The sequence below is a fragment of the Streptomyces sp. NPDC056161 genome (assembly GCF_042268025.1).
Lineage (GTDB): Bacteria > Actinomycetota > Actinomycetes > Streptomycetales > Streptomycetaceae > Streptomyces.
This window is the reverse complement of the sequence record NZ_JBHJUV010000023.1, coordinates 18,695-38,889: the sequence shown is the minus strand read 5'-3', so window position 1 is coordinate 38,889 and position 20,195 is coordinate 18,695. Positions and strand designations below refer to the sequence as shown.

Genomic DNA, 20,195 nt, shown 5'->3' with positions numbered 1-20,195 from the left:
CCGAGCCGGAGATGACCCGATGTCGGAGATCCAACGCCCCGGAGCGCTCTACCAGCAGGTGGCCGCCGCGATCCGCGAAGCGATCCTGTCCGGCGAGTTCGCACCGGACTCCTTGCTGCCGTCCGAAGCTCAGTTGATGGCCCGCTACGGGGTCTCCCGCCCCACCGTCCGCAACGCCATCGCCGCACTGCGCGCGGAAGGTCTCATCGACGTCCGCCACGGCAAAGGCAGCTTCGTACGCTCCAGCGGACAGCCACGCCTCACCCTCGAACGCCGTATCGGCCACACCGCCGAAGGCAGGTTCGTCATGCCCAACGGCGACATCTGGCAGGAGGCCGAGGAGCCGGGTACCTACCGCACCCGCACCACGAAGGAGACCGGACGTCTCCTCCAACTCGATGAAGAAGAAGCCCTGTTCGGCTGTGACCGGCTGCTCATCGACCCCAGCACCGGGACACGTGCCATGCACCGCACACTGATCCCCTTCGAGGTCGCCGAAGCCGTTCCCCTGCTCGGCAAGGAGCCATGCAAGCCCGCGGCGGCGATCTACTGGGTCCTCACCCAGGCCGGACACCATCTGTCGTGGACCGAGACCGTACGCGCGCACATGCCCCTGCCCGACGAGCGCACCACGCTCCAGCTCCCCGACGCGACCCCGATCCTGCACGTGGCCCGCACCGCGCACGACACCGACGGCCGCCCGCTGTTCCTCGAAGAACTCCGCTTCGGCGCCGACCGTGCCGAACTCGCCTACCGGATCACCGCCGACGAGCAGCACGCACAGCGGACCCGCGCCTGAGCAGGAGAGGGCATCGGTCGAAACAACCTTCACTTCCTCAAGGGCGCGCCTGCGGCGCGCCGGGGCGCCCAGCCGCCCCGGCCGGGCGTGCGGCGTGACCGCCGGTCCCGTCCGGTCGGCCCACGCCCCTGCCCACGACACGCACGAGGAGTCGAGGCGGCGACCGGCCGTCGCAGACCAGGGTCCACGGGGCCGGGGGTCGCCGGCCTCCGAGACTTTAGGCAGCCACCATGGGGCGAGCCTCGAAGAACAGGGGGCCCATCGGGCACAAACGCGGGCAGGACCAGTACCTGCCCGATTCGCCGAGCCAGCGTAAGGCCCCCTGTTCACTCGCCCCATGGCAGCTCCCGCCCAAAGTCTCTCCGGCTGGCGACGTGCCCACCCGCACCGCTCACCAGCGAAAAGACGCCTCACGCCGCACCGCCCCGACCGTCCGCGCGCCCCTCCAGGAAGCGAGCCAGACGGTCTACGGCGACTGGCCGGCCCGCCAGCCGCACCACCCCGCGCCCGTCCTCGTCGGTCGAGGCGACCGCCCTCACGTCCGCCAGCTCGAAACCCGCACCCAGGAGCGCACGGTTCAACCGGTCGGCGGACTCCCGCGCCTCACGCCAACCCGAGATGTAGTCGACGCCGGACACCCACAGACCGAAGTCCGCGCCCGCCGCATCGAGACCGTCACTCAGCCAACCTTCGCCCGAGCCAGTCACCTTGCCCACCTCTGCCCTGATCTAGGTAACGGATCATCAACTTCCTTGGACCAGAGCCAGAACGCAGCGCGACGGCCCCGGTACCATCAGGCACCGGGAACCGTCGCGTTCCCTCCCGGACCACCCCGGTAGCTGCCAGGCGCAGGGGTGGTCCGGTCTCGGTATGGGGTTGTGGAGCGCGGCTCCCCAATCGGGAGGGGGAGCCTCTCGGATGTCCGAGGAGCCGCGCCCGTGGCCGGAGTGGTCAGACTCCGGCCGGTGACCGGGTCGCCGCCCACTCCCGATCGCGAGGGAGCAGACCGGGGCGGCGACCCGGCGTCTGTCAGGCCGGGTTTTCAGTCCACAGCCGATCGAGGTCAAGGCGGCACCACACGGTCTTGCCTCCCTTGGTCCCCGGCGACCACCAGACCGCCTCCGCCAGCCGCTGGACGATCAGCAGCCCACGCCCGCGGTCCAGCAACAGCGCCTCGGAGAAGTCACCCGCCAGCGCAGGGGAGATGAACTCACCCAGCGGGAGATCAGGCGGAGTCGAGTCCTCATCCGACACACCGATCACCAGCACCTCAGGCCAGGTCATCAGCGACACGTCGACCCGCCGCGCACCACCGGGCACGGCCAGGCGGTCATCCGGTACCGCGTGGTGTACGGCGTTGCCGACGAGTTCGGACACGATGAGCCGCGCGTCATCGACCGCGTGCGCCAGCCCCCAGGTACGCAGATAGGAGCCGACCGCGTCCCGCGCGGCCTTGACACAGTCCCGGTCCTCAGCACAGAGCGTCAGCGACCGGAAATGTCCGTTCGACGGATCGTGCACCGAGCGGCGCGGAGTACCCGTAGCCGAGGCGTTCGCCGTGTGTTTGCTCTGCTGCACGTCCACCGCGTTCCCTCCCGAGCGCTGGCGAGCCCGACAGCCCGCCGATCTGTGTCGACCAGTGAACGACTGCGGAGACGCAGGCGGGAGCGTTCACCCGGGGGTTCAAATGAACACCCGCAAACCCGAGGGGGGTTCACAAATGGACCCCCAAGACGAGGCCGCTGTGACACGATGAACACTCGCCGTCATTCTCGGGTTGGCAGGGGAGCATGAGCCGAGAAACAAACGCGCAGTTGATCGCCGTGATGGACGAAGCGAAAGTCTCGAACAAGGGACTTGCGAAACGCATGGCGGACGAGGCCACACGGCGCGGTCTCGATCAAGGCTCAGGTACCACGCACATCGCCGTGAAGAGATGGCGAGAAGGCGCGGGCATCCGGCCGCAGACAGCGGCACTCATGGCAGACGTGTTTTCAGCCAAACTCGGACGCCGGATCACACCGGGCGATCTCGGGTTCTTCGACCACACCAAGACGACGCCACCCGAGCCGATCGGATACCCGAGCACCGTCCCCGACGTCCTGTCCATGCTCGACGGACTGGCCCAAGAGCGTGCCGACCACCCCGCTCCAAGCCAACTGATCGTCGCAGACGCAGACCTCAGCTCAGCCGTCCTGTCATGGATGATCGCCCGCCCCGACGGCATCCAGGCGGACAGGCCCGCTCACGAACGAGTCGGAATGCGCGACGTCCGCGCGATCAGAGACGCAGCCGGAACCTTCATGGCACTCGACTTCAAGTACGGCGGAGGCCACGGCCACAAGGCACTGCGCCACTACTTCCGGCACGAGGTCTTGCCCCTCCTGAACGCGAGCTACAGCGAGAAGGTAGGCACCGCGTTATTCGGCGCCGCCGCGGAGGTCTCCCAGCTACTTGCATGGACCGCGTACGACGCCGGTAATCACCGACTCGCCCACCGCTACCTCACCTCCACACTGCGCATGTCCCAGGTCATCGACGACCGCATGTTCGGCGCCCGCATCCTCGGCAACCTCAGCCACCAGGCCAACTACCTGGGCAATCACGCCCAGGCCATCCAGTTGTCCCGCGCCGCCGTCGAGGGTGCCAAGGGCCGGGCCACGCCACGCGCTTTGTCGAACTACTCGGCAATGGAAGCCCGCGCCCTGTCCAACGCGGGCGACAGCATCGCGGCAGCTCGTGCCATGAAGGAGGCAGAGCGCCACTTCGAACGCGCCGACACAGCCGACGACCCCGCATGGCTCGGCTACTTCGACGAGGCGGAACTCATGGGCGAACTCTGCCACTGTTTCCGCGACCTCAAGATGCGCAGGGAAGCGGTCGAGCAAGCTCAGCGCGCCGTTGACAGCACGGACCCGAAGTACGCCCGCACCCTGGGCTTCTGCCGCATGGTGCTCGCTCAAAGCCAACTCCTCAACGGCGAACTGGAGGCAGCCGTCACGACCGCGAGCCTTGCAGTCGACGGTGGCGACTCCCTCCAGTCCACCCGCTTCCAGCGCTACGTGACCGATTTCCAGAACGAGGTCAGCGTGCACACGACGAACCCCACCGTCGCAGCCTTCAATGAGAAGGTACGAGACGCACTCGCCCGCCTGGACGAGGACGACGAGTAGCAGCTACCAGGGCCGCCAGTCCCGGGGCGCATCGTCATCGCGCAGCCCTGCCACGCGCCGGCGGTACTCGGCCGCGGTCTCCTCGTTCTCCTGCACGTTCTGCATGAGCCAGGTCGTCATCCCGAACTCCTGGATGCCACGCAGCGTCTCGTAACCGTGCCAGTCGTACAGGTCACGCCCGTACGCCGCTACGAAGTCGGCGTACTGCTCCTCCGTCTGCCAACCAAGACTGTGGTGCTCCACCGCCGTGACCATGAGATCCCACTCGGGATGGTCGTAGCAGAAGGCTTCAAAGTCGATCAGGATCACACGGCCCTGGTCATCCACCATGAGGTTCTGCACATGAGCGTCCCCGTGCACCGGCCCCTTGGGCGTCTCGAACCTCAGCTCCGCGTACTTGTCCTGTAGCTCATGCCAACGCTTCCGCAAGAAGACCTTGTCATCGTTCGGGATGACGGCACGGTCGACTCGCAGCTCTTGCTTGTCAAAGGGACTGAACGACGGCAGCGACAGCCCGTCCGGCACGGTCAGCGAGTGCAGATCCCGCAGGACCTTGCCCAGCTCCCCGTACGTTGCTTTACGGTCTCCCTCAACGATCAGGTGCCAGAACGTCACCGGGTGACCGTTGATCAGGAGAGGCTGCTCAAGATCCTCAACGATCCGAGCAGCCGGGAACTGTTCCTCCGCCAGCCACCGCGACACATCCACTTCGCCGCGAGCCTTGGACAACCACTCTTCCCCCCGCGCCACGCGCACGACCACCGGCGCGGATGCCAGCCGAAACAGCGCGTTCTCCCCGAGGCGGATCAGCTCCGCGCCTGTGTCATCGAGCCCCGCGGCCCGGCACGCGGCAGCCATCACCCGCGCAGCCCTCGCCGACGTGAACCCCTCTTCCGATCGAGCAGCGTCAACCGCCATGCCCGTACCAGCTCCCCTAGTCGCGCGCGATCAACCAGCGCACGAATACGGGTGACCAACCCGACGTACGCCGGACACGACCACGACGGTATCGAGGGAAGCACCGCAACACGAGGGTACGAACGCCAGCGACAAGGGCGCAGACAGCGTATGTGTGGGACGACACGGCTTGTATGCGGGTTTGGGTGGGACTGGCTACTGCGGAAACAGCTGGACGAGAAGATGCGTGGACACACAGTATGAGGAGGACGTCAAAGCCATCCTCTTGATAAGCACCCAGCACTCCGGGCGCCAACCCTGTGCCTTCACATAGGATCTTTACTTGTCAGGAGGTTGTCTCCCAGATTTCAGCGGTAGCAGCAAAAGAGCCACTAGCACGATCAAAGGCCCCAACCTTAATAAAGGCGATTCGCCCTGCTGCCGTCTTGACGCAAAAGCGATCCCCGCTGGCCACTGGCGAGGTCTCCGCACTCCACGTGGTAATTTTGTCTAAACATTGCTGACGATTAGGTCTAGTCGAATCGGACCACTGTGCAATTGTGGACTGTGTCGTAAAAGAGCCTCCGCCAAGGCCGTACAAGGTTGCCCCCTTGGCCTCTGCTTTACCTTCTGCGTCGGACTCAGTGTAGACCCAGACGCTTGCACCAGTATTACTGGATAGCCTTTTAGGGGGAAGCGAGTCAAGGTCGACGAAGCTCAGATTGATGGCCCCTGAATACCGGATACTAGTTGAGCTTGGGGCAGGTGCACCTGTGGTGCTACTCGTAGCCTCTCTAGAAGAAGAGTCTACGTCGGAGGCAGCCGAAGTGCTGGAGGTTTTCGATGGTTCGTCGGATTTCCCGACAGTGTTCCCCTTGTTACCATCCCCGCAGAGCGCCCCTGAATAGCAATTTGTTTTACTATCCGAACAACCCGCAAGAGGGGCGGCAATCACGAGGGACGCCACCAAAAACAACATGCGACCTAAACGAACTCGCACAAAATCCCCCTAACCACCCTTTAAGGATTTGCGGTTTCATTTTTGCCGCCGTTGACACTGTTTCCAGAGTTACTGTCACCACAGATCGCACCCTGACTGCATTCAGTCCGCTTCCCCCCGTCGTCACCCTGAAAGACGCCGGTGATTATGGCCGCAATAATTAGAGCAACCGCACCGATTCCAGCACTCCACAGGGCTACCTTGTTATTTCTACCCAGCCCGGCCACATCACTCCCAGCGATCAGCCGATTACGCGAAGTAATCAAGATCCGATTCCCCGCGTACCGGACAGCGACTTCAACACCCGGGATCGTAGCGCAAGGATCTTCAATGCGCCGTCGACCAATGATGTGTAGTAACAGCGAACGCGCCTGTGATCAAAAGTAGTTGATGCCTCAGACGCGCAAGCAGTGAACGACTCCGGCTCGATGCGGATGTGCCGTCATGCATGGCCCTCACGCTCCACCGAAGGCGCGCGCCAGCGGACCAATCCAATAGTGCAGTTGCAGACCAAGCACTACCGGCAGTGGGTGCACAAAGCGGCTCGTACAGCCAAGCGCCGAGCGCCGGCCCAGGCCCCCTCGGAGTCCTAGGCCGCCGCCTACCTGGGCCTACTCCGCCATCGGCAGGTAAACCCGATGCCCCGCCTCCGCGAACTCCTTCGACTTCTGGAGCATCCCCTCCGTGATCTCGTCCTGTGTGGCGCCCTCAACGGCAGCGGCACCGAAGCGAGATGTGATGGTTTTGCTAATCTTCATCGAGCAGAATTTCGGTCCGCACATGGAGCAGAAGTGGGCCGTCTTGGCGGGCTCGGCCGGGAGCGTCTCGTCGTGGAACTCCCGTGCCGTGTCCGGGTCCAGGGCGAGGTTGAACTGGTCCTCCCACCGGAACTCGAACCGGGCGTCGGACAACGCGTCGTCCCACTCCTGGGCGCCCGGGTGTCCCTTGGCGAGGTCGGCCGCGTGGGCAGCGATCTTGTAGGTGATGACGCCGGTCTTGACGTCGTCCCGGTTGGGCAGGCCCAGGTGCTCCTTGGGCGTGACGTAGCAGAGCATCGCCGTGCCCCACCAGGCGATCATCGCGGCCCCGATGCCGGAGGTGATGTGATCGTAGGCCGGAGCGACGTCCGTCGTCAGCGGGCCGAGCGTATAGAACGGAGCTTCATCGCAGATCTCCTGCTGCAGGTCGATGTTCTCCTTGATCTTGTGCATCGGGACATGTCCCGGGCCCTCGATCATCGTCTGTACATGGAAACGCTGGGCGATCCGGTTGAGTTCCCCGAGCGTGCGCAGTTCCGCGAACTGCGCCTCGTCGTTGGCGTCCGCGATCGAACCGGGGCGCAGGCCGTCGCCGAGCGAGTACGTGACGTCGTAGGCGGCGAGGATCTCGCACAGTTCCTCGAAGTTCTCGTACAGGAACGACTCCTTGTGGTGCGCAAGGCACCAGGCCGCCATGATCGAGCCGCCGCGCGAGACGATGCCGGTCTTGCGGTTCGCGGTCAGCGGCACGTACGGCAGCCGGACGCCCGCGTGGACCGTCATGTAGTCCACGCCCTGCTCGGCCTGCTCGATGACCGTGTCCTTGTAGATCTCCCAGGTCAGTTCCTCGGCCCTGCCGTCGACCTTCTCCAGCGCCTGGTAGAGCGGCACCGTGCCGATGGGGACGGGGGAGTTGCGCAGCACCCACTCGCGAGTGGTGTGGATGTTGCGGCCGGTGGACAGGTCCATGACCGTGTCGGCCCCCCAGCGGGTCGCCCAGGTCATCTTCTCGACCTCCTCCTCGATGGAGGAGGTCACCGCCGAGTTGCCGATGTTGGCGTTGACCTTCACCAGGAACCGTTTACCGATGATCATCGGCTCGATCTCCGGGTGGTTGACGTTGGCCGGCAGGACGGCCCGTCCCGCGGCGATCTCCTCGCGGACCACCTCGGGAGAAACGTTCTCCCTGATCGCCACGAACTCCATTTCCGGAGTGATCTCGCCACGTCGCGCATAGGCGAGTTGCGTGACCGCCGCGACGCCGTCACGGCTCCGGCGCGGCTGCCTGGGGCGGCCGGGGAAGACGGCGTCCAGGTTGCGCAGCCCGCCGCGCGGCGAGGTGTGCTTGATTCCGTCGTCCTCGGGGCGGACGGGACGGCCCGCGTACTCCTCCGTGTCCCCGCGAGCGATGATCCAGCTCTCCCGCAGCGGCGGCAGGCCCCTACGGACATCGGTCTCGACGAGCGGATCGGTGTACGGCCCCGAGGTGTCGTACAGCGTGACCGACTTCCCGTTGGTGAGGTGCACCTGACGGACAGGCACGTGCAGGTCGGAGCGTGAGCCCTCGACATACCCCTTGTGCCAGCCGATGGACTTCCCCGTCGTCGCGCCCTCGACGCCGTCGGATCCGTTGACGGCTCCGATCGTCGCGTGCTGCGTGGAGACAGGCGTGCGTTCGTCCTTGTTGGTCATGAGACCTACTCCCTACGCCGGCATTACCCGGTAACAGGTTCAGCGGTCGACGCAGCGGCTTCCGTTCATCGGTGTTCCATGTGAAACATCGATCGTTCCACGTGAAACATCGCGAATACGGAGGTCAGCGCCCTCTCAGCCCGGTGCTCCGAGCTCCCGCGTGTGCAAAGGTGCCTCCACGCTAGCGTCACTTCGGGCGCGGTGAACAGAGGGCCCCTGTCGTTCTTGCGATGATCGGTCGGTGACCACGATGCAGCAGTCCCCGTCCCCCCCACCCGAGCCGCAGCGCAGACGCGGCTCCGAGCAGGGCGGCGGACACGGCCACGCGGGCCACGGTCCCGGTGCCGGACACAACCGTGGTCCGGGCCATGAACACGGTCCGGGAGTCGGTCAGGGTTCCGGCCAGAGCCCCGGTGAGGGCCACGGACACGGCCATGCACACGGACACGGCCACAGTCACAGCCACGGGCCCGCGGCGCCCGTCTCCAAGCATCTGCGCAAGGTCATCGCGGCCGTCCTCATCCCGTTCACGGCGGCGGTCGTCGTCGGGCTCGTGGTGCTCTGGCCCGGCGGGGCCCCGCCGCACGAGCGCACCGGGGTCGGCTTCGACCGGCAGACGCAGCAGGCCACGGTCACCCAGGTCGTCGCGGTGAGCTGCAAGTCGGTGAACGCCTCGGGGGACACCCCGACCGGCGACACCTCCACCGCCGAGGGCAACTCGGCACAGCAGCAGGCCACCGGTACCTGCAAGAAGGCCACCGTCCGGGTCGACACCGGCAAGGACAAGGGCCGTACGTTCACGGAGATCGTGCAGCCGGACCAGCCACGGCAACTGCACCAGAACGAGAAGGTGGTCGTCGCCTACGAGCCGTCGGCACCGAAGGACCTTCAGTACTCGGTCACCGATGTGAACCGGAAGCTCCCGCTGGCACTGCTCGCCGGCATCTTCGCGCTCGCCGTCGTGGTGGTGGGCCGACTGCGGGGCGTGATGGCGCTCGTCGCCCTTGCCATCAGCTTCCTGGTGCTGACCCTCTTCATCCTGCCCGCCGTTCTACAGGGCTCGAATCCACTGGTCGTGGCCGTGATCGGTTCGAGTGCCATCATGCTGATCGCCCTGTACATCTGCCACGGCCTGTCGGCCCGGACCTCGGTGGCTGTCCTCGGCACGCTGGTCTCGCTGCTGCTGATCGGCGTCCTCGGCTCCGGGTTCATCGGCTGGGCGGCGCTGACGGGCAACACGGACGACAACACCGGCCTGATCCACGGTCTGTACCCGTCGATCGACATGAGCGGTCTGCTCCTGGCCGGCGTCATCATCGGCTCGCTGGGCGTCCTGGACGACGTGACGGTGACACAGACGTCCGCCGTCTGGGAACTGCACGAGGCCAATCCCTCGATGGGCTGGCGCGGGCTGTACCGCGCGGGCATCCGCATCGGCCGTGACCACATCGCGTCCGTCGTCAACACGCTCGTCCTCGCCTACGCCGGCGCCGCTCTGCCGCTGCTGTTGCTCTTCTCGATCGCGCAGAGCAGTGTCGACACGGTCGCCAACAGCGAGTTGGTGGCAGAGGAGATCGTCCGCACCCTGGTGGGCTCGATCGGTCTGGTCGCCTCGGTGCCGGTCACCACGGCGCTGGCGGCGCTGGTCGTGTCGGCCGACCGGCCGGGGCCGGCAGCCCCGGCTCCCGTGGGGGCGGCGGTCCCGGCGGGCACGGCACCGGCCGCCGTAGCCCGCGGCGGGAGGGGCAGGCGCCGCAAGCGGTGACGCGCCGCCCAGAACGGGAAGGTCCGAGAGGAAGCGTTCCTGCACAATCCGCCGTCGGCACCGCCCGCACCCGGCCGACCACGTCTCAGCCGGCGCTCTGCTCCTCGGCCAGGATGCGGTCCAGGGCCTCTTCGAGGTGGGCGTCGAAGTCGGCGAGCGCCCCCTCCTGGCCCAGCGGCACCAGCTTGTCCGTACGGTCCAGGAACGCCACCAGCGGCGGTGCCGAGGACCGGAACACCGCTTGGTCGCCGCCGACCTGGAGCCGGATCAGCACCTCGCCCAGGGCCTCGGAATCGATGGGTGCGATGTGCACGTCACCGTCCCCGCACGGTCGGCCCACCCCGTCGATCAGCAGCTCCCGCCCGAAGGCCCAGGTCACCGGGGCGTCTCCGGGCAGGTGGAAGGTCAGCCGTACGGCATAGGGATCGCAGGTCTCGTACCGCAACTCCACCGGAATGCGGAAGGAGAGCTCCTCGGAGACGAGGAAGCTCATCATGACCTCTGCCTGTACGGACTCGCGCATCGCCTACCCCGTCATGTCATGCGGACTGGCCTGGAATGACCCATTGGCCCTGATGGCATCTTGCTGAACGTACACGACAGATCACAAGGAGTGAGTTTTCAGATACTGATAGAGATCGCGAGTGTCCCGAGATGACGTGTGATCTCGGCCTGCAGAAGTTCCACCGCGGGCAGCAACCGGCCGGCCTGATGGAAGGGCACCGAGATGGCCATGGTGGCGGCCGTGGTGCCGATCGTGATCGGGATGGCCGCGCAGACCGTGCCCAGCGCGTACTCCTGCCGTTCCGCCACCGGAGTCATCCGGCGCACGCGCTCCAGGCGTCGCAGCAGGCTGTGGTCGTCGCGCACGGTGTACGGGGTGATGGACTGAACGGGGTGGCGGTCGAGATGGTCGCGCCGGGCCGCCTCGTCAAGCTGCGACAGCAGGCACTGCCCGATCGCGTGAGCGTGACCGGTCTCGCGGAAGTCCGCCCACTCCTCGACCGCCGGGGTGCCCGGGCTGTCGGAGATGCACATGATCTCGATCTCACCCTCGCGGTACGCGGCGTAGTACACGGGCACACCGATGGAATCGCGCCACTGTGCAAGCGTGGAGGCCACGGTGCTGCGACGTTTCTGCCGCGCGCCGCTGCTGCTCAGCCGTACCGCTGCCTCACCGAGGAAGAACAGTCCCTTGTCCCGCCGTAGATAGCCCTCGTGCACGAGAGTGCGCAGCAGGTGGTAGGCCGTGGGGAGGGCCAGTCCGGTCTCGCGGGCCAGTTGCTTGGCGGGGGCGCCGTACTCGTGCCCGGCGACGCACTCCAGCAGGCGCATCGCGCGCTGCACGGAACCGATGAGGGTCGCGGAGTGCGGCTGCTCGGGGACCGACACCGCGGGCGGCCCCGGTACACGGGGCGCGTCCGAGGGCGGCGGTGCGAAAAGCGTGTGCGTTTCCGCAAGTGCGGTATCAACCGTGGCCAAAGGTCACTCCCGAAGCGCGAGAGGCAACCCCGTGCGGAGGAGACACGGGTGGGGGGTCTGCACCGCTCGGGAGGGCTGGACCCCGCGTGGAGTTCCGGACTCTAACCGTCGGCCACGGTTCTCGGACGGCCTGCCGGGAAACTTCCCTCGCCCGAGGGATCCGGTGACTCCTGTTTCGTCACCGGTCTCCCGCGGGGCTCACCAGTCGCCGCGCGACGAGGAACCGGACATGAATTTCCGTACCACGTAGATGAGTCCACCGACCAGCGCCACGAAGATCAGCGCCTTGAAGAGGAGGCCGATCACGAAGCCGACCACGGTCGCGATCAGGCCGCCGAACACGACCAGGGCGATGACCGGCACCGCGATCCACTTCACCCACCACGGCAGTCCCGTGAAGATCCCTCGCATTGCCCTCGTCCTTCTCTGTGTTCCCAACATTGCCGGACATGCCCGCCGGTTGACGACACCTGCCGGGCGGTTCCCGATGCCCCGACGCCTGTCCACGGTCGTCGTGTCCTGTTCTCGATGCTAGAGCCGCGAGGTGCCCTCGCGGGCACCTCGCATCCCTTGCGCTCCCCTGACCGTTCCCCTAGGGAATCCGGGGCCCGAGGTCACGCCTCGGGCGGAGAGAACACCACCAGGACCCGCAGATCCTCGCTGATGTGATGGAACTTGTGGGCGACCCCGGCGGGCACGTACACCACGCTGCCGCGCGCGACCTGCGTGGTCTCCGTGCCGACGGTGATCGACGCGCGGCCGCTGACGACGAAGTACACCTCGTCCTGACGGTGGGGCTGCTGCGGGTCCGAGTCTCCCGCGTCGAGCGCGTACAGGCCGACCGACATATTCCGTTCGCGTAGAAACTGCAGGTAAGCACCCTCGTTGGCGGCGCGTTCCGCCTCCAGTTCGTCCAACCGGAATGCCTTCATCGTTCTTGCCGACCTCGCCCCACTGCTCGTCGCCGTTCCCGTCTGCCACGATCAGACACATGAAGAATTTCGTAGTCAAGACGATCGCCAATGCCGGGGCGCTGGCCGTCGCCGTGTGGCTGCTCGACAAGATCACCCTGACAGGTGACAACACGGCCAAGAAGATCGGCACCCTGATCGTCGTCGCCCTGGTCTTCGGCTTGGTGAATTTCCTGGTCAAGCCGATCGTCCAGGTGCTCACCTTCCCCCTGTTCATCCTGACGCTCGGCCTGATAACGCTGGTGGTCAACGCGCTGATGCTGCTGCTGACCTCCTGGCTGTGCGACAAGCTCGACCTGAGCTTCCACGTGCAGGGTTTCTGGACCGCCGTCCTCGGCGGCCTGATCATCTCGATCGTCTCCTGGGCGCTGCACCTCGTCCTGCCCGACGGCAAGGACTGAGCCCGCGATGACCTACCGCGTCTGCTTCGTCTGCACCGGCAACATCTGCCGCTCCCCCATGGCCGAGTCCGTCTTTCGCGCCCGCGCCGAGGAAGCGCACCTCCAGGATCTGGTCGAGGTCGACAGCGCCGGCACCGGCGGCTGGCACGAGGGCAACGGCGCCGATCCGCGCACCGTCGCCGTCCTGGAGGAGCACGGCTATGACATCGACCACACGGCCCGTCGGTTCCAGCCGTCCTGGTTCGCCCGCCTCGACCTTGTGATCGCCCTCGACTCCGGCCACCTCAAGGCCCTGCGCCGCCTGGCGCCCACGGAGGAGGACGCCCGCAAGGTGCGGCTGCTGCGCTCCTACGACCCCGCCGCCGGGGACGACCTCGACGTACCCGACCCCTACTACGGCGGGCTGGACGGCTTCACGGAGTGCCTTGGGATGGTGGAGGCGGCGAGCACGGGGCTGCTCGCCGCCGTACGCGACCGTCTGGAGGAACAGGCCGGATGAGCGACAACCCCGAGAACGACGGCCGGCCCGGCGACGGCACACGCGTCGTCCGCGCCGGACTGCCCGAGCCGGTCAAAAACGAACCGACGCTGCCCGGACCGGTCTTCGCCGCCCATTTCCATCTGCCGGGCGAGGTGACGGGCCCCTACTCCTACGGCCGCGACGACAACCCGACCTGGACCCTGCTGGAGCGCGCCATCGGGGAGCTGGAGGCGCCCGGAACGGACGGTGCGGAGACACTGGTGTTCGCCTCCGGCATGGCGGCCATCTCGTCGGTGGTCTTCTCCCAGCTGCGCGCCGGGGACGCGGTCGTACTGCCCTCCGACGGCTACCAGGTGCTGCCGCTGGTACGCGCCCAGCTGGAGGCGTACGGCATCGAGGTGCGCGTCGCGCCGACCGCCGGCGACGCCCAGCTCGACGTGCTGGACGGCGCGAAGCTGCTGTGGATCGAGACGCCGTCGAACCCCGGGCTCGACGTGTGCGACATCCGCCGCCTGGTCGGGGCGGCACACGCGCGTGGCGCGCTCGTCGCGGTCGACAACACCCTCGCCACACCCCTCGGGCAGCGTCCGCTGGAGCTGGGCGCGGACTTCTCGGTGGCCAGCGGCACCAAGCAGCTCACCGGCCACGGGGACGTCCTCCTGGGCTACGTCGTGGGGCGCGACGCCGAGGCCATGGCCGCCGTACGTCGCTGGCGCAAGATCGTCGGGGCGATCCCGGGACCCATGGAGGCGTGGCTGGCCCACCGGTCCATCTCCACGCTACAACTGCGCGTGGACCGGCAGGACACCACGGCGCTCGCGGTGGCGCGGGTGCTGCGGGACCAGCCCGAGGTGACCGGGCTGCGGTATCCGGGGCTGCCCGAGGACCCTTCGCACGGGACCGCCGCGCGGCAGATGCGGCGCTTCGGGTCCGTGGTCTCCTTCACGCTGCCCACGCGCGCGCGTGCCGAGCGTTTCCTCGCATCGCTGCGGCTCGTCGAGGACGCGACGAGCTTCGGCGGGGTCCGGTCCACCGCCGAACGCCGTGGGCGCTGGGGAGGAGACGCGGTTCCGGAGGGCTTCATCCGGCTCTCGGTGGGCGCGGAGGATCCCGAGGACCTGGTGGCCGATCTGCTACGGGCGCTGGACGAGTCCGCGACGTGACCGGGCGGGGAGACGGCTCGGGTTCCTGTCGGGCGCGACGGGCGGTCCGAGCCTCCCCCCTCGTGGTTCGGACCGCCCCGGTTCCACGCGAAGAACCGCGCGAACAAGGCTAGTTGACTCTGTGTCAGTGTCCAATCACAGTAGCGACAGAGACCTATCGACTTATTTATAGTTGGGCTCTGCCTGGGGGCGAGGAAAGGGGCAGGGGAAAGGAAGGGCGTGCCATGGATCTGGCCTTGCTGCGCACCTTTGTGACCGTGCACCGGGCCGGTTCCTTCACCCGCGCCGCCGCGCTGCTGGGCCTGTCGCAGCCAGCGGTCACCTCCCAGATCCGCACCCTGGAGCGACAGTTGGGCCGGCCGCTGTTCCTGCGGCAGGCCCGCGGGGTGACTCCGACGACCATCGGCGACGAACTCGCGCACAAGGCCGCCCCGCATCTCGACGCACTGGTGGAGATAACCGAGACCGGCCTGGACGACGAGTCCTCGCTGCGGACCCTGCATCTCGCCGGTCCGCCCGAGTTCACCGCCGAACGGGCCCTTCCCGCGCTCACGGAACTCACCGGCGACGAGGGCCAGGGCTTTGCGCTCCGGGCCTCCTTCGGGAACGCCGAGGAGATCCTGGAGGGGCTGGCCGCCGGACACCACGACCTGGCCATCGGCACGGCCCGGCCGCGGGGTGCCCTGCTCACGGCGACCCCGCTCTGCGACGAGGAGCATGTGCTGGTCGCCGCCCCGCGCTGGGCGGGGGAGATCGACTCGGCGCAGTCGCGCGGCAAGGGGGCGCCCGCTCTGGAGAACCTGCCCGTCGTCGAGGTCCACGAGTCGCTGCCGTTCGTCTCCCGTTACTGGGCCTCGGTCTTCGACTGCCGCCCGGCCGCCTCGGGCACCGTGATCGCCCCCGACCTCCGGGCGGTCCTCGCATGTGCGACGGCGGGGGCGGGTCTGGCCGTCCTGCCTCGTTATCTGTGCGCTCCTGCCCTCGATCGCGGCGAGGTGGTCGCGCTGCACGAGCCCGCGGTACCTCCGCTGCGGACGTACTTCCTGGTGGTGCGCACCGGCACCCTCGCCATGCCGCACATCGCGCGGGCGCACGAGTGGCTCCAGCGAGCGGCCGCGGACTGGGACTGAGCTGCCCCTGGGCCGGGTCACGCCGTGCGGTCGGGTCGTGGCACTTTGCGATGTTTCACGTGGAACCAGCCGGGCCACATTCCCTCCATGACCGTCCGACCCGTGGTCAAGCGCACCGCCCGTGCCGTTCTCCTGGACGACGACGACTTGATCCTGATCAAGCGCACCAAGCCCGGAGTCGATCCCTACTGGGTCACCCCCGGTGGCGGGGTCGAGCCGAAGGACATGACTGTCGTCGACGCCCTGCACCGTGAGGTGCACGAGGAACTCGGCGCCAAGATCACCGACGTGGTGCCCTGCTTCGTGGACACCGTGGAGCACATCGGTGCGGATGGCGGCGCGACCGGTGTGAAAGTGCAGCATTTCTTCGTCTGCCGACTGGAGTCCATGGACCCGGCCCTGCGTCACGGTCCCGAAGTGGAGGAGCCCATGGGCGAGTACGAGATCGTGCGGGTGCCGTTCACCCGTGTCGGCATCGCCTCCGTCCATCTCGTACCGCTGTCGCTGCGGCACTTCCTGGACGGGAACATCGAGGGCGTGCGCGCCATGCACGCCCCTGACCTCGGCTGACAGTTGGTTCTCGGCTGACAGTTCACCCGACGGTGACGAGTTCCTCGACCGAGTCGTGCCGTATGCGCTCCGAGGGGATCCCGGCGTTCCGCAGCATGGTGACCCCGCTGCGGATCATTCCGGGCGGTCCCGAGAGGTAGGCGTCGTACTCGTCCCAGGGACCGTATTCCCGGATGGCCTCGGGGAGCTGAAGATGCGCCTGCCGGTCGATGATCGCCCGGACCGAGAGCCAAGGATGGGCCTGCTGGAGCCGGAGCATCGTGTCGATGTCGTACAGATCGTGATCGGTGCGGGCGCCGTAGAACACCTCGACCGAGCGGCGCTCGCCGTGTTCGGCGACATCCTCGACGAGGGCCTTGATGGGCGCTATGCCGGTGCCGCCGCCGAGGCAGAGCAGACCGCTGTCGGTGGTGTGGTCGACGGTCATCGAGCCGGCGGGCGGGCCGAGCCGGATGATGTCGCCGGGGCCGGCGCGGTGCACGAGCGCGTTCGAGACCCAGCCCGCGGGGACGGCCTTCACATGGAACATCAGCAGCCCGTCCGAACGGGGCGCGGAGGCGAAGGAGTAGTGCCGCCAGACCCGCGGCCACCACGGGGTCTCCACGCTCGTGTACTGGCCGGCGAGGAACGGATAAGGCTGGTCCGGGCGGACGGTGATGACCGCTACATCGGGTGTCCGGAGGTCATGGCTCACGACCTCCGCCTGCCACCAGGCCGGGGCGCGCAGTTCGTCCAGGGCCGCCGCATCGATCATCACCTGCGAGATCTTCGTGTACGCCCGCACCCACGCCCCCTCCGTCTCCTCGTCCCACACGGTGGAGGCGTACTTGCTCAGCGCACCGATGAGGCACTCGCCGACGGCCGGGTAATGCTCTGGCCGGGTGCCGTACTTGCGGTGGCCCCGGCCGAGGTTCTGCAGGTAGTCGACGAGGACCGGGGCGTTGTCGATGTGCTCGGCCGCGGTCAGCAGTGCCTTGAGCAGTCGGTCCCGCTGGGCGTCCATCGCGGCCGGGAACAGCGGACGAAGATCGGGATGGCGGACGAAGAGAAGCGCGTAGAAGTACGAGGTGACCTTGTCGGCGATGGGGGCGACCTCGGCCATGGTGCGCCGGATGAGGATGGCGTCCGGGGATGCGTCGGGGGTCGCGGGTGCGGAGCGCTGCGAGGGCACCCGCGGTTCGTGCTGCGGAGGCTCGGACGGAGCAGGCAGAGCCTCGGGGGGTCCGGATGCGGGCCCCGGTATTCGTTCCCCGGACTCCGGGACTCCGGCGGTGCCGGTCGCGGTTCCGGGGGCAGGAGCGGCGGGACCGGTCGCGGCATGGGGGACAGGCGCGGCGGATCCACGCGTGGGATCGGGGGCGGGAGCAGCGGATCCGGTCGCCGAAGTGCGCTCGCGGCTCTCTGCCGCGCGCCGGCCCACCGGTCGCAGGACCGCGGGGCGGCGGCCGTCCGGCGCCTCCTGCTCGCCGTCCGACGGCTCGATCGGCGGCATCTTGCGTGGCGTGAACCAGCCGCCCCCGCCAGAGGTGCCGTTGTCCGCCGACGTGGTGGTCGGAGCGTCCATGGTGTGCCTCGCCTCGAACATCTTTCGGTCGGTCTGCGCACTTCCTCGAACGGGAGGTGCCTGCTGTCCCTGCGGACGATGTGCCCTTCCCGCGTCGGCCCGGCGGCCGGTGAAGCCACCGCAGCTTCCCACTCCGGGCGGTGGTCCGCGCCGCATACCCGGAAATGCGGGTGTTCGATCTCTCCGTCCCGTGAGGCTCCTTTACCCTTCGGCTCGAACGGGATGGCTGAACTTCACCCCGGACATGAACCGGAGTCGACCATACCGGCAGCCGCCGCCCACACAAGTCCCCCCTTCCTCCCTCACGAATCGAACAACGGGCGAACCATGGATTCCCTCAATTACCGGGCGTGCCCGACCAATTCATAGATATCCCGCAGATCCCGCCCACCCTGGCAAGGCAAACCTGTAGTGGTCAGACACCTCTTCAGGTTTCACGTGAAACACCTCCACCTGTCCACTTGCTGTCCAGCTGGCCACGGCGTGGCCAAAAGCACATGCGTCTGCTCGAAACAGGTGGACGCCGGGGGTGCCATTCGGACAGCCTGACCTGCGTGCCGACTCCTTCCCTCGCCTCTTTGCCCATCCGTCGCCTGACGCCTCGTGATCTCAGCGCCTGCGCCGACTTGTCAGAGAATCGGGGGTGGCCTCGCGAGGAACACAAGTGGGGCTTCCTCCTTACGGCAGGGAGGGGTTACGGCATCGATGACCCCGACGGTGGTCTCATCGCCGCTTGCGTCGTCACGCGGTACGGACCGCAGGATCGCCCCGACCTGGCTGCCATCGGGATGGTCCTGGTCGCCGAGCGGCATGCCCGCCGAGGCGTGGGGCGCCGCCTGATGCGTCACGTCGTGTCGACGATGGAGACCACGCCCCTGACGCTGTACGCGACGCCGTACGGGCGCCCGCTGTACGAGGAGTTGGGTTTCAAGGTCACCGGCCGCGCGGAGATGGTGCGCGGGCACTTCCGCCCTCAGGGTCCGGAGTCTTCGGTGGCGACCCGCGCGGCCACTGCCGAGGACCTCAGCTCGATCGTCCGACTGGACGAGGAGGTGTTCGGCGCCGATCGCACCTCCCTCATCACCCGACTGCCGGCTTTCGCCGACCAGTTGTGCGTGGCTGAGGACAACGGCCGGATCATCGGGTACGCGGCGGCCTGGCCCAATCTGGACACTCAGGTCGTCGGACCGCTGATCGCCCGTGACACGGAGACCGCACAGGCCCTGATCACCACACTCGCCGCCCGCACCGACCGTCCGCTGCGCACCGACATCGACGTACGGCATGAGGGGTTGCTGGCGTGGGCCAGGGAGCGCGGGCTGGCGTCCGTGTCCTCCAATGCCGTGATGGTGTACGGCAGCACGGAGTTGCCGGGCGACTGGACCCGCAGGTTCGCCCCGCTGACGGTAGCGGCAGGCTGAGAGACGGTCTCGGGGACCGGGGCAGGCCGGCGGTCCGGGCCGGCGCCGTGACCAGGCGGGCGCCGTCAGCGCCCCGCCCCCAGGAGAGCAGCCCGCCGCGCAGCCCGGCGGCGCCAGATACAGCGGCCCGTGGCGCCAGACGGCGGGCCGTATCTGGGGACCAGGCGGCCGACGACTGCTGGGCCGACGAGGCCGAGGGCCGCGACGGTGACGCAGGCCACCGTCGGCCGACCTGGCGCCCGCTGGTCATGCCCAGCGGGACGCCGACGTCATCGGCGACGTTGAGCCCAGGCTGAGCGTCATCCCAAAGGCCCGGCCTTCTCGCCCAGGGCGGCCAGTTCCGCAGCGGCGACCGCCCCGGCAAGAAGAAGCCCTGAATTAATTGCATACGCGGGCTATACGCAATCGCAGTCTATTGCGGATGTGCTCTACCCTGGTATCTGCCGGTTCCGGGACGGAGGAAACGCCCATGACAGCGAGCGACCCCTCACTCACTGCACTCGCCCAGGGCTGGTGCGCCCTCTCCCTGCTGCACGGAAGGATCGAGGCTCGCATCGAGCGCGCCCTGCAGACCGGCCACGGCCTGAGCGTGCGCGAGTACTCCCTGCTCGACGTGCTCAGCCGACAGCATGACGGCGAAGGCGGCCATCTCCAGATGAAGCAGGTCGCCGACGCGGTCGTCCTCAGCCAGAGCGCCACCACCCGACTGGTCACCCGGCTTGAGGACCGCGGGCTGCTGGAGCGCTATCTGTGCCCGACCGATCGCCGCGGCATCTACACGAACGTCACCGAGGTGGGACTCACCCTTCTCAAGGAAGCGCGGCCCACCAACGACGCAGCCCTGCGTGAGGCACTCGACGAGGCGGCCGCCAACCCCGAGTTGGCCCCGCTCGTACAGGTCGTCGAGTCACTGAACGTGCCCGCGTAG

Annotated in this window: 19 protein-coding genes and 1 riboswitch; of the genes, 10 read left to right on the top strand and 9 right to left on the bottom strand. The window is 67.7% G+C overall.

The features are described from left to right. The first annotated feature begins 19 nt into the window (after positions 1–19). Complete coding sequence (locus ACFC09_RS22085) at positions 20–799, top strand: GntR family transcriptional regulator (RefSeq protein ID WP_376530928.1); 780 nt, start codon at positions 20–22, stop codon at positions 797–799. 410 nt (positions 800–1,209) lie between these two features. Here the strand turns inward: ACFC09_RS22085 and ACFC09_RS22080 are convergent, their stop codons facing one another. Then, positions 1,210–1,506, bottom strand: coding sequence for a hypothetical protein (locus tag ACFC09_RS22080; RefSeq protein ID WP_376530926.1), 297 nt, complete (start codon positions 1,504–1,506; stop codon positions 1,210–1,212). Between the two features lie 322 nt (positions 1,507–1,828). Then, positions 1,829–2,383 carry an ATP-binding protein gene (locus ACFC09_RS22075; RefSeq protein ID WP_376530923.1) on the bottom strand — a complete coding sequence of 185 codons (555 nt, stop codon included), beginning with the start codon at positions 2,381–2,383 and terminating at the stop codon, positions 1,829–1,831. Between the two features lie 206 nt (positions 2,384–2,589). Here ACFC09_RS22075 and ACFC09_RS22070 point away from each other — a divergent pair, with 206 nt between their 5' ends. Then, positions 2,590–3,972, top strand: a complete 1,383-nt coding sequence (locus tag ACFC09_RS22070) for a sporulation protein (RefSeq protein WP_376530921.1) — start codon at positions 2,590–2,592, stop codon at positions 3,970–3,972. 3 nt (positions 3,973–3,975) lie between these two features. Here the strand turns inward: ACFC09_RS22070 and ACFC09_RS22065 are convergent, their stop codons facing one another. Together ACFC09_RS22065 and thiC are read right to left on the bottom strand one after the other, a co-directional pair. Then, positions 3,976–4,890: an aminoglycoside phosphotransferase family protein gene (locus ACFC09_RS22065; RefSeq protein ID WP_376530919.1), complete on the bottom strand. Its 915-nt coding sequence runs from the start codon at positions 4,888–4,890 to the stop codon at positions 3,976–3,978. A gap of 1,590 nt (positions 4,891–6,480) precedes the next feature. Beyond that, positions 6,481–8,319 (bottom strand): phosphomethylpyrimidine synthase ThiC, encoded by a 1,839-nt coding sequence (gene thiC / locus ACFC09_RS22060; protein WP_376530916.1) that lies wholly within the window; start codon positions 8,317–8,319, stop codon positions 6,481–6,483. Next, positions 8,312–8,489: riboswitch (TPP riboswitch) on the bottom strand. Its footprint overlaps the gene before it by 8 nt. A gap of 71 nt (positions 8,490–8,560) precedes the next feature. Between thiC and ACFC09_RS22055 the strand changes: the two genes are divergently transcribed. Continuing rightward, positions 8,561–10,084, top strand: a complete 1,524-nt coding sequence (locus ACFC09_RS22055) for a YibE/F family protein (RefSeq protein ID WP_376530913.1) — start codon at positions 8,561–8,563, stop codon at positions 10,082–10,084. A gap of 85 nt (positions 10,085–10,169) precedes the next feature. On the opposite strand, the gene ACFC09_RS22050 is transcribed toward ACFC09_RS22055, so the two are convergent. The 4 genes from ACFC09_RS22050 to ACFC09_RS22035 all read right to left on the bottom strand — a co-directional run bounded on the left by ACFC09_RS22050 (position 10,170) and on the right by ACFC09_RS22035 (position 12,498). Further along, positions 10,170–10,607 carry an SsgA family sporulation/cell division regulator gene (locus tag ACFC09_RS22050; protein WP_376530910.1) on the bottom strand — a complete coding sequence of 146 codons (438 nt, stop codon included), beginning with the start codon at positions 10,605–10,607 and terminating at the stop codon, positions 10,170–10,172. A gap of 98 nt (positions 10,608–10,705) precedes the next feature. Further along, positions 10,706–11,566, bottom strand: coding sequence for an IclR family transcriptional regulator (locus tag ACFC09_RS22045; RefSeq protein WP_376530907.1), 861 nt, complete (start codon positions 11,564–11,566; stop codon positions 10,706–10,708). Between the two features lie 198 nt (positions 11,567–11,764). Beyond that, a complete protein-coding gene (locus ACFC09_RS22040; protein ID WP_376530904.1) occupies positions 11,765–11,977 on the bottom strand; it encodes a DUF5326 family protein in 213 nt (70 codons plus the stop codon). A 203-nt stretch (positions 11,978–12,180) separates the two neighbouring features. Further along, on the bottom strand, positions 12,181–12,498 hold the full coding sequence (locus tag ACFC09_RS22035) for a cupin domain-containing protein (RefSeq protein ID WP_376530902.1): 318 nt from the start codon (positions 12,496–12,498) through the stop codon (positions 12,181–12,183). A 59-nt stretch (positions 12,499–12,557) separates the two neighbouring features. Between ACFC09_RS22035 and ACFC09_RS22030 the strand changes: the two genes are divergently transcribed. The 5 genes from ACFC09_RS22030 to ACFC09_RS22010 all read left to right on the top strand — a co-directional run bounded on the left by ACFC09_RS22030 (position 12,558) and on the right by ACFC09_RS22010 (position 16,282). Next, complete coding sequence (locus tag ACFC09_RS22030; RefSeq protein WP_376530899.1) at positions 12,558–12,938, top strand: phage holin family protein; 381 nt, start codon at positions 12,558–12,560, stop codon at positions 12,936–12,938. Between the two features lie 7 nt (positions 12,939–12,945). Further along, entirely contained in the window at positions 12,946–13,437 is a 492-nt protein-coding gene (locus tag ACFC09_RS22025) for a low molecular weight protein-tyrosine-phosphatase (RefSeq protein ID WP_376530896.1), read from the top strand. Then, positions 13,434–14,582 (top strand): cystathionine gamma-lyase, encoded by a 1,149-nt coding sequence (locus ACFC09_RS22020; RefSeq protein ID WP_376530894.1) that lies wholly within the window; start codon positions 13,434–13,436, stop codon positions 14,580–14,582. The genes ACFC09_RS22025 and ACFC09_RS22020 overlap by 4 nt, the downstream gene beginning before the upstream one ends. A gap of 224 nt (positions 14,583–14,806) precedes the next feature. Further along, entirely contained in the window at positions 14,807–15,712 is a 906-nt protein-coding gene (locus ACFC09_RS22015; RefSeq protein ID WP_376530891.1) for a LysR family transcriptional regulator, read from the top strand. Between the two features lie 87 nt (positions 15,713–15,799). Further along, positions 15,800–16,282 (top strand): NUDIX domain-containing protein, encoded by a 483-nt coding sequence (locus tag ACFC09_RS22010; protein ID WP_376530889.1) that lies wholly within the window; start codon positions 15,800–15,802, stop codon positions 16,280–16,282. A gap of 22 nt (positions 16,283–16,304) precedes the next feature. Here the strand turns inward: ACFC09_RS22010 and ACFC09_RS22005 are convergent, their stop codons facing one another. Next, a complete protein-coding gene (locus ACFC09_RS22005; protein WP_376530886.1) occupies positions 16,305–17,867 on the bottom strand; it encodes a globin domain-containing protein in 1,563 nt (520 codons plus the stop codon). 533 nt (positions 17,868–18,400) lie between these two features. Here ACFC09_RS22005 and ACFC09_RS22000 point away from each other — a divergent pair. Both ACFC09_RS22000 and ACFC09_RS21995 read left to right on the top strand, forming a co-directional pair. Next, a complete protein-coding gene (locus ACFC09_RS22000; protein WP_376530883.1) occupies positions 18,401–19,267 on the top strand; it encodes a GNAT family N-acetyltransferase in 867 nt (288 codons plus the stop codon). 469 nt (positions 19,268–19,736) lie between these two features. After that, positions 19,737–20,195, top strand: coding sequence for a MarR family winged helix-turn-helix transcriptional regulator (locus ACFC09_RS21995; protein ID WP_376530880.1), 459 nt, complete (start codon positions 19,737–19,739; stop codon positions 20,193–20,195).

Excerpts from the sequence above, each read along its gene's own strand:
- ACFC09_RS22085 (WP_376530928.1), top strand. The coding sequence starts at position 20 with ATGTCGGAGATCCAACGCCCCGGAGCGCTCTACCAGCAGGTGGCCGCC.
- ACFC09_RS22070 (WP_376530921.1), top strand. The coding sequence starts at position 2,590 with ATGAGCCGAGAAACAAACGCGCAGTTGATCGCCGTGATGGACGAAGCG.
- ACFC09_RS22065 (WP_376530919.1), bottom strand. The coding sequence starts at position 4,890 with ATGGCGGTTGACGCTGCTCGATCGGAAGAGGGGTTCACGTCGGCGAGG.
- thiC (WP_376530916.1), bottom strand. The coding sequence starts at position 8,319 with ATGACCAACAAGGACGAACGCACGCCTGTCTCCACGCAGCACGCGACG.
- ACFC09_RS22050 (WP_376530910.1), bottom strand. The coding sequence starts at position 10,607 with ATGCGCGAGTCCGTACAGGCAGAGGTCATGATGAGCTTCCTCGTCTCC.
- ACFC09_RS22040 (WP_376530904.1), bottom strand. The coding sequence starts at position 11,977 with ATGCGAGGGATCTTCACGGGACTGCCGTGGTGGGTGAAGTGGATCGCG.
- ACFC09_RS22035 (WP_376530902.1), bottom strand. The coding sequence starts at position 12,498 with ATGAAGGCATTCCGGTTGGACGAACTGGAGGCGGAACGCGCCGCCAAC.
- ACFC09_RS22030 (WP_376530899.1), top strand. The coding sequence starts at position 12,558 with ATGAAGAATTTCGTAGTCAAGACGATCGCCAATGCCGGGGCGCTGGCC.
- ACFC09_RS22025 (WP_376530896.1), top strand. The coding sequence starts at position 12,946 with ATGACCTACCGCGTCTGCTTCGTCTGCACCGGCAACATCTGCCGCTCC.
- ACFC09_RS22020 (WP_376530894.1), top strand. The coding sequence starts at position 13,434 with ATGAGCGACAACCCCGAGAACGACGGCCGGCCCGGCGACGGCACACGC.
- ACFC09_RS22015 (WP_376530891.1), top strand. The coding sequence starts at position 14,807 with ATGGATCTGGCCTTGCTGCGCACCTTTGTGACCGTGCACCGGGCCGGT.
- ACFC09_RS22010 (WP_376530889.1), top strand. The coding sequence starts at position 15,800 with ATGACCGTCCGACCCGTGGTCAAGCGCACCGCCCGTGCCGTTCTCCTG.
- ACFC09_RS22005 (WP_376530886.1), bottom strand. The coding sequence starts at position 17,867 with ATGTTCGAGGCGAGGCACACCATGGACGCTCCGACCACCACGTCGGCG.
- ACFC09_RS21995 (WP_376530880.1), top strand. The coding sequence starts at position 19,737 with ATGACAGCGAGCGACCCCTCACTCACTGCACTCGCCCAGGGCTGGTGC.